At 35.3% G+C, this 8,669-nt stretch carries 7 protein-coding genes and 1 pseudogene; 6 read left to right on the top strand and 2 right to left on the bottom strand.

What is annotated here, in order from left to right; translation table 11 throughout:
• Positions 1-4: 4 nt before the first annotated feature.
• A complete protein-coding gene (locus tag ACJMLO_RS02170) occupies positions 5-958 on the bottom strand; it encodes a hypothetical protein (RefSeq protein WP_405293476.1) in 954 nt (317 codons plus the stop codon).
• A 173-nt stretch (positions 959-1,131) separates the two neighbouring features.
• On the opposite strand from ACJMLO_RS02170, the gene ACJMLO_RS02165 reads away from it, so the two are divergent.
• The 6 genes from ACJMLO_RS02165 to amrS all read left to right on the top strand — a co-directional run bounded on the left by ACJMLO_RS02165 (position 1,132) and on the right by amrS (position 8,159).
• A complete protein-coding gene (locus ACJMLO_RS02165; RefSeq protein WP_405293474.1) occupies positions 1,132-1,530 on the top strand; it encodes a Zn-ribbon domain-containing OB-fold protein in 399 nt (132 codons plus the stop codon).
• Complete coding sequence (cfbA, locus tag ACJMLO_RS02160; protein WP_405293472.1) at positions 1,502-2,404, top strand: sirohydrochlorin nickelochelatase; 903 nt, start codon at positions 1,502-1,504, stop codon at positions 2,402-2,404. Before ACJMLO_RS02165 ends, cfbA (ACJMLO_RS02160) begins: the two co-directional genes overlap by 29 nt.
• A gap of 81 nt (positions 2,405-2,485) precedes the next feature.
• A complete protein-coding gene (cfbA, locus tag ACJMLO_RS02155) occupies positions 2,486-2,974 on the top strand; it encodes a sirohydrochlorin nickelochelatase (RefSeq protein ID WP_405293470.1) in 489 nt (162 codons plus the stop codon).
• 190 nt (positions 2,975-3,164) lie between these two features.
• Positions 3,165-6,302 (top strand): C1 family peptidase, encoded by a 3,138-nt coding sequence (locus tag ACJMLO_RS02150; protein ID WP_405293468.1) that lies wholly within the window; start codon positions 3,165-3,167, stop codon positions 6,300-6,302.
• A gap of 74 nt (positions 6,303-6,376) precedes the next feature.
• Positions 6,377-7,300 carry a thiamine-phosphate kinase gene (gene thiL, locus ACJMLO_RS02145; RefSeq protein WP_405293466.1) on the top strand — a complete coding sequence of 308 codons (924 nt, stop codon included), beginning with the start codon at positions 6,377-6,379 and terminating at the stop codon, positions 7,298-7,300.
• Complete coding sequence (gene amrS / locus ACJMLO_RS02140; RefSeq protein WP_405293464.1) at positions 7,287-8,159, top strand: AmmeMemoRadiSam system radical SAM enzyme; 873 nt, start codon at positions 7,287-7,289, stop codon at positions 8,157-8,159. Before thiL ends, amrS begins: the two co-directional genes overlap by 14 nt.
• A gap of 100 nt (positions 8,160-8,259) precedes the next feature.
• Here amrS and ACJMLO_RS02135 read toward each other — a convergent pair.
• Positions 8,260-8,669: pseudogene (locus ACJMLO_RS02135) on the bottom strand (UbiD family decarboxylase); the annotation flags it as partial.

Genomic DNA, 8,669 nt, shown 5'->3' with positions numbered 1-8,669 from the left:
AATTTCAATAACTTTCATTTCCATCCAGCCCATATTTTTTTCTGTGGGAAGAGTCCAGAATCAGACTGTTCCAGTCATTTGGATCTATTTTCTCGCCGTTGTAGTGGTCTGCAAATACTACATGATCAGAACACGACAGGGATTCATTTCCAAGTGGAGTGTGAGTTTGTATAAATACTTCCATACCATAATGCGGACATTTCCCCTTGGCCTCCAGTCTGCACAGATAACAGCTTCCGTCAGCGCTTTCGTGGAAGTATCCCGTTTTAAGACAATCCTTCAAAACATTTGGGTCTCCATGGTGAACGTATGGATCATATGGACATTTTTTGATTGTCATGGGCGCGGTAGCTTCAATATATGATTCGGGAGAGTCGAAATTATGCAACAGCATATATGCGGATAGTGCAGTTTTATAATGGATTTTATCGCCATATGCCATGACTCCTGAAGCTATTGTAAGCTTTGCAATAGGCAGCGGATCCCTTAAACCCTCTATGGAAGCGTTACGCTCAATGACTTGAGAAAACTCTTCATTGCCTTTTTTACCATTTAACCTAACTTTAAACAATATTTTCCACGGTGAATCGCTTGGTTCAACTGATAAGGTCTCTGAATCCAAATCGATGTCATATTTTTTTTTAAATTCTTCATTCTTTTCTTCTAAGTGTTTGTTCAAATTCTTTTTAATTTGGTCTTCGCTGTCAAGTATGGGAAGTCCATTGTATACTTTTTGTGTTGCATCTCCAATCGATCTTTGACCTAAAATCTCTATATTAGTCGAATAATCGTCAATAATGTTTTTAAAGATATCATTTGACTGAGAATCAATATTTGAATTTTGGATATAATTTAGAGATGTTACAACAAATATGCAAATCAGCAACAGGGCTACAACTAGAATCGCCGTTGTTCCTACTATTATATTACCTTTTGAGTCGAGTTTTTTTCTTTTCATTTTTAAAAATTTGGATTGTAATTTATAAGTTAATTGTTGAAGTGCGACTCTGTGATTTTGTGTAAATATGTAATACATTTTTTAAATTATATCAAAAAGAGTAATAAAAAAAATACTTATTTATATTATTGGCAATATATTATACATATTAAAAATTATTATGGAGGATTCACATGTCCGATACTGTAAGAACATGGCGTCATATACAACAAAGATACAATCTTATAGGTTCTAAATGTAACACTTGTGGTGAGTTATTCTTCCCATCTCGTGTAGTTTGTCCTAATTGTAGGAGAAAAGGAGACCTTGAACCTTTCCAATTTTCTGGAAAAGGAAAAATATACACTTATTCTGTAATTAGATCAGCACCAGATGACTTTAAAAACTCAGCACCATATGCTGTAGCAGTCATTGAACTTGAAGAGGGTGCAAAATTAACCTCACAGCTTGTAGACTGTGATGTTGACGATCTTGAAATCGGTGACGATGTAGAGATGGTATTTAGAAAAGTCAGAGAGGATGGAGAAGACGGAGTAATCTCATATGGATACAAATTCAAAGTTATCAAATAATACCGCCGTAATTTTAGTGAGTCACGGAAGCACATTGCCTTACGCTGAAGAGGTTTTCACTGAAATTAAGGAAAAATTTATCAAAAAAACTGGCCTTGCAGCTGAGATAGGTTATATGAAAGTATCTGAGCCTACAATTGCCGGTGCCGTAGAAATTTTAAAAGATGAAGTTGATGATTTGGACAGAATCATCGCTCTGCCGGTATTTTTGGCTCCAGGAATTCACACAAACATTGACATTCCGCAATTGCTGGGTCTTGAACCTTTGGAAGAGGATCCGAGATGTCCTGATGGAAACTATCCTGCCGAACACTACCTGTCAATTGCCGATGATGTAGTCTTTGACGGTGAAATTGAGCTTTTAAGTTCAATCGGCCCTCGTGATGAGCTTTTGGATATCATTGATAAAAGAATTAATGAAGCTTTGGCGGAATCTAAATTAGGCGATGTAAAAACCGGAATTTTACTTGTAACTCATGGTTCCAGACTAAATTACAACAAAGAATTTGCAACAGAATTATACAATAAGTTTGAAAAAACTTGCGAATTGCCTTCCAGTTTCGGATTCATGGAACTATGCGGTCCAAGCATTCCCGAATCCATTGATAAGCTAGTGGAAGAAAACGATTTGGAAAGACTGGTTGTTGTACCGGTATTTATCGCTCCTGGAATGCACACAACCCATGATATTCCACATATATTAGGATTTTTAGAGGAGCATGAACATTCTCACTCACATGGCCATGGCGATCATGACCATGAACATGACCTGACTCCTGTGGAATTTGATGGAGAAATACTCTATCCGGAGCCTATTAAGGCTGATGACATATTAATTGATATCTTAGCTAAAATGGTTGATGAAAAATTATAATTTTTCATATATTTTTTTGAAAAAATTTTTTTTCAAGATAACTTAAAATAATTTAACTTAAAACTTATTAAGGATGATATTATGGCTGATAAGAAAACAGGAATATTATTGTTGTCCCATGGTTCCAGATTGGACGATGGTGAAGAAGTAATCAAAGCATATAAAGATATGTATACTGAAGAATTTCCAGAAATGCCGGTAGAATATGGGTTTATGGAAATCAGAAAACCAGGAATACCTGAAACAATCAAGAAATTAACAGAAGAAAACGATTTGGAAAAAATCATTGTTGTGCCTGTATTTGTAGCACATGGACTTCACACAAAAAGGGATATTCCAGGATTGCTGGGCATTGAAAGCGATTATGAAGACCATGATGACCACGGGCATCATCACCACCATCATGACCACGGCCATGGCCATGGACACGGTCACGGGCATCATCACCACCATCATGACCATGATGACGAACCTGTCGAGTTTGACGGTGAAATCGTTTTGACAGATCCTCTTGGAATTGATAAAAGAATGTATGAAATCATTAAAGACAGAGTTTCAGAACACCTGTAGTTCTGAAATCCTTTTACTTTTTTTTAGATATTAATTTTTCATGTCATCTTTCTATAATTAGTTGAATTTTATATGGAATTTCGAAATATTTTTCCATATTATATAATCTTTTTTAGGCTTTTTTTTAAAATATTCAGTTAAATCATAAGTTATATATGCTTTATATAATAAATGTTGAATTAGTGGTAATATGAAATTCAAATATATTATGGCTATTTTACTTTTAGCTATTCTTATGGCAGGTGCAGTTAGTGCAGCTGACACCGTTTCTGAAATATCGTCTCCTGATGCAGATGATGATACTTTAGAAATTGAAGAAAACGAAATTTATACGACTGGTGAACCTGGTAATTTTACTGAACTTCAAGAGAAAATTGATACTTCATCCGATTCAATTGATATAACGAAAAATTACAGATTTGACAATGAAGAAAATTTAAAAGAAGGAATATTCGTAGATAAAAATGACTTTACAATAAACGGAAATAATTATATTATAGATGCGAATAACCAATCAAGAATTTTCAAAATTGACGGAAATAATGTTACAATATCAAATTTGGTTCTCATTAACGGTAATTCAGATTTTGGGGGAGCAATTTTTGGTTCTGGAAAAATCACTTTAAATAATGTTACTTTCATCAGCAATAATGCAACTAAAGCTGCTGGAGCGATAGCATATAAGGGGGAACTGCTTGTCATTGATAACTGTAGATTTGTCGATAATTATGCTGAAAAGGGAGCATCCATCTATTTTATAGGCAATTCTGAAGTAAATATGTACAACAGTTCAATAACTTCAAAAGTGCAGAATAACTTTGCTCAGATAATGGGCGATTCATCCAGAATCATTATGGACAATGTTACATTTTTAAATATATTCGCTTCTTATGCACCGGCATTGCATCTGACCACTAGTAATGCCACAATAAGAAATTCTAAATTTATAAACTTAACTGCAATTAAAACTGCAGGGGCTATTGGAATCAAGGAAGGTGGAGATGTATCCATTGAAAATTGTGAATTTATAAACACAACTTCGTCTAAAAATGCAGGGGCAATATATGCCGATATTGCAGGCGCAGCCGGTAGTGATGGCAATCTTACAATAATAAGTTCCTTATTTAAAAATGTCTCATCAGGTTATGGTGGAGCTTTAATTCAGTTAGGCGGCAAATTATTTATCAATAATTCAGATTTTGTAAATAATAAAGCTAGATTAAATGGGGGATCAGTTTATATTTCATTTGTAAGCGCTAAAATAAATAACTGTACTTTCGATTCAAATCGTGTTGAAATCATAGAGGGTTATCCAACATATGGAGGTGCGTTATATTCTGATTATGGCGAATTACTAGTAACCAAATCTAGATTTATCAATAACACCGCTTTTTTAGGAAATGCGATATATGCAATCGACACAGCATATAACATTACAAACTCAACATTTGTCAATAACGCTAATGCCGTTTACACAGATTTCGACCGAGAAAGTTATTTGGATGTTAACAATGTCTACAACAACGACACAGTCTCACTTAACAATACGTTTTACACTACAATAGTTTGTTCAGAGGGAATTAACATAACCTTAATTAACAATACCTTTAATGTTGCCCATCTTCCAGTCAGATATGATTCCCGTGACTGGGTTTGGGTTTCTGAAGTTAAAAACCAAGGAAATATACAGTCCTGCTGGACATTTGGTATGACAGGCGCTATAGAGTCAGCATTATTGAAATCTTGTGGAATAAAAATCGACCTTTCACAAAACAATATGCGAAATCTGATGTTGAAATACTCAAATTATGGACATAAACTTATAACTGAAGCGGGAATGTGTTCTCTGTCAGTATCTTATTTAGTAAGTTGGTTGGGAACATTCTCACAGGATTACGATTCATATGACGAATTTGGAAAAATTTCACCACTAATTTCCTCCGGGGAGGATATTCACATTCAAGATGTGATGTTTGTTTCTAATTTCGCTGAGGATAACGGTTCATATATCAAGTCTGCAATTTTCAAATACGGTTCTGTTGATGCATCTTTTTATGGTCAAGCCACCATTGATGACGTAAATCCATATTATGACCCAAATAACTCTGCCCAATATGTTGATAAGTTTTATGATGCAATCCATGAAATTTCAATAATTGGATGGGATGATAATTATCCGGCAACCAATTTCCTGATAACCCCTCCAGGCAATGGGGCATGGATTGTAAAAAACAGCTATGGCAAGGATTGGGGAAAAGATGGGATAGTGTATGTTTCATATTATGACAAGACATTATCCGTATCTACCAACATTGATGAATATGCCACTGCAATAATTATTGAAAATGATGTGCACTACAACAAGAACTATCAACATGATATTGTATGGAGCGGCGATTTCATATCAGGTGAAAATATTAGTTATGCCAATTTGTTTTATGCAGTGGATGACGATTTAATTGCAGGTGTTGGAACATATTTCGAAAGGGAGAATATCAATTACACAATCGAAATCTATGTAAATAATGAATTAAGATTAACACAGAAAGGTGTTTCTCCATATTTCGGATTCCACACAGTTAAATTAGATAAATATATTCCGGTTAAACAAGGAGATGTCTTTTATGCTCAAATAACTTCAGACTCCGTGCCGGTTGGCAATATCAGTGATGTGAGAACACATTTCGCTCATGGCATGTCCTTTGTAAATAGGGAAGGTAACTGGAGCGATCTTTATGATGAAGGCAAATTTGCGGTATTGAAGATTTATACAGTTAGTGATGATGTAAAAATAATCGACAATCAAAACATGTCTGTTGTCTATGGCAATGACTCTTACTTTAGCGTAAGAGTTGTAACCGCTGACGGTCACGCCATTGGTGCCGGCGAAAAAGTTATTTTCACAATCAACGGAAAAACCACTGAAGCAATCACTGATGATGATGGAATAGCTAAGTTAAAGATAACACAATCTCCTAAAACCTACATAATAACGACCACAGTTAATGGTAAATCATATAACAATACTATTACAGTATCTAAAGCTCCAGATAAAGTCGTTTTAAAAGCAAATAAAGTCACTGTTAAAAAGACTGCTAAAAAATTCGCTTTAAAAGCAACCCTTAAAATCAATGGAAAAGCAGTTAAAGGCAAAAAAATAACCTTTAAATTCAAAGGAAAAACTTACACTGCAAAAACCAACAAAAAAGGAGTGGCAAAAGTTACCATTAAGAAAGATGTTATTAAAAAACTCAAAAAAGGCAAAAAGTACACTGTAAAAATATCTTACCTTAAAAATACCATAAAAACAACAGTTAAAGTTAAGTAGATGCTAAATTTTCATCTACTTTTTCTTTCATTTTTTCTTAAAATTTATTTATTTTAAAATTTATACTAATATTCATGACTCTCAAAGTCTCCGATATTGGTGAAAAGGAATTAGTTAGATATATTATTGCTAATTCAAAAAGCATAACGCCAGATGACACTGCCATTACCGAATTTAATTCTACAAATCTGATTTCGACATGTGACATGCTTGTCCAGTCAAGACATTTTCCCGAAAGCATGTCTTATTTTGACATGGGTTTTAAGGCGGTCACGGTTAATGTGAGTGACTTGGCTGCGATGGGAGCTGAACCTTTAGGATTTTTATTGGCCATTGCAATTCCAAAAGACTTAAAATTGGATTGTTTTAAAGAGATTATCGATGGTGTTTTGAAAGCTTGCGATTATTACCAAATTCCATTAATCGGTGGAGACACCAATGAGGCATCTGAAATCATAATCACCGGTACCGCTTTAGGTTTGTGTGATAAACCGTTAATGAAAAATACTTACAGTGAGGGTGATTTGATTGCTGTTACAGGAGATATTGGCCTTGCAGCATTGGGATTTGAATTAGACGCATTGGATAATACTTATGTGGATCATGCCATAAAACCAAAGGCAAGGCTTAAGGAAGGTTTGATTTTAAGGGATTATGCAACTTCCGCCACAGACATTACCGACGGGCTTGCAAGCGAATTGTATGAGATTAAAAAAGATGGCTTTGGCTTCATGATTCATGAAGAACTTTTAGATATTTCAGATGAGTATAAAGAGTTGGCTAGTGAATTAAACCGGGATTATCTGGATTTAATACTTCATGTCGGCGAAGACTTTGAACTGCTGTTTACAATCAAAAAGGATGACTTGGAAAAATTGGACATTGACTATAAGGTAATCGGAGAGGTAACGGATTCTGATGTAGTTGAGCTTACATTGGAAAACGGCTTTGTTGAGCGAATTAAAAATAAGGGCTATGAGCACTATGTTAGTGAGTAATGACCTATATAAAAAGAGTTCCAAAACACAAAAGATTCGATGTGAGATTTGTGCGAACTACTGTAAAATATCCGACGGCAATGTTGGGATTTGCAGACAGCATAAAAACATCAATGGGCAGTTGCATGACACATCATATGGTATTGTATCATCACTTTCACCGGATCCGGTTGAAAAGAAGCCATTGAATCAGTTTTTACCCGGCACTTTTACATATTCAATCGGCGGTTTTGGGTGCAACATGACATGTTTGCATTGCCAGAACTATATGATATCACAAGAATATGACAAGATTTCCAGAGGCATTAAAATAACGCCAGAAGCGATTGTGGAAAATGCACTTAAGTATAATTGCAAGTCCATTGCTTGGACCTATAATGAACCTACGATACACTTGCCTTTCTCCAAGAAAACCTCTTTACTTGCAAGGCAAAAAAACCTGAAAGTGATTTATGTAAGCAACGGATACTATTCGGATAGGTCGCTTCAGGAGGTTTTGGGTTTTGTCGACGCATTCAATATAGATTTGAAATCAATGTCTGGGGATTTTTATAAGAAGGTCTGCGGTGCGGATTTGGATGTAGTATTGGATAACTTGAAAATAATTTATAGCGAAGGCAAGCACCTGGAGATAACAAATTTGATAATTAATGATTATAACGATTCCATCGATGAAATTAGTGAGCTGTGTGACTTTGTAGTTGGTGAATTGGGTCCTAATGTGCCTCTTCATTTTTCAAGGGCTTTTCCATACTATAAGATGAGAGAAATTTCACCAACAAGGCCTGAGATTTTGTTTAAGGCTCGTGAAATTGCCTATGAAAAGGGCATCAAAAATGTTTATCTGGGCAATATTTAGATGTGATTATGGTGAACTGGTAAATTCACCTTAATGCCAAATTAAAATTTCTTCATCAGAGTTCGTTTTTTTGAAAAAAAGTTAAATAAAAAAAGTTAGCTCATTCACCGAAACTAACTCTTTCAAATTTTTCAAGTGTTTTAAGTGATTTGGTTGCATCCACTCCAACTTTGGTGGTTGTTCCATCACTTTCAGCGACAGGATCAAGGGATGATCCGCGTACATTAGGAACAATCATGATATCACGGTCGCCTTTGACACGTGTGGATATTGCATATTCAACGTCTTCTGCATCAAATATGTCAACGTCAGTGTCTACAGCAACGCAATGCTTAAGTGAAGGGTGTGCAGACAATGCTGCCATGATTGCGTTTTTACCGTCGCCCTCGGTTTGTTTGTTAATTGACACGACTGCATGCAACCAGCAGCAGCCTCCTTCAGTCAATACAACATTTTCCACTGTTGGAACTGCGTTTTTGACAGCTTTGAATATTCTTGGCTCCTGTGGAA

The sequence above is a fragment of the Methanobrevibacter sp. genome, from assembly GCF_045120835.1.
Taxonomy (GTDB): domain Archaea; phylum Methanobacteriota; class Methanobacteria; order Methanobacteriales; family Methanobacteriaceae; genus Methanocatella.
Note: the sequence above shows the minus strand (reverse complement) of the source record. Positions and strands in the feature narration are given on the sequence as shown.

Bases quoted from the DNA above. Each gene is read 5' to 3' on its own strand.
- ACJMLO_RS02150 (WP_405293468.1), top strand. From the start codon at position 3,165: ATGAAATTCAAATATATTATGGCTATTTTACTTTTAGCTATTCTTATG.
- thiL (WP_405293466.1), top strand. From the start codon at position 6,377: ATGACTCTCAAAGTCTCCGATATTGGTGAAAAGGAATTAGTTAGATAT.
- cfbA (WP_405293470.1), top strand. From the start codon at position 2,486: ATGGCTGATAAGAAAACAGGAATATTATTGTTGTCCCATGGTTCCAGA.
- ACJMLO_RS02170 (WP_405293476.1), bottom strand. From the start codon at position 958: ATGAAAAGAAAAAAACTCGACTCAAAAGGTAATATAATAGTAGGAACA.
- cfbA (WP_405293472.1), top strand. From the start codon at position 1,502: ATGGATACAAATTCAAAGTTATCAAATAATACCGCCGTAATTTTAGTG.
- amrS (WP_405293464.1), top strand. From the start codon at position 7,287: ATGTTAGTGAGTAATGACCTATATAAAAAGAGTTCCAAAACACAAAAG.
- ACJMLO_RS02165 (WP_405293474.1), top strand. From the start codon at position 1,132: ATGTCCGATACTGTAAGAACATGGCGTCATATACAACAAAGATACAAT.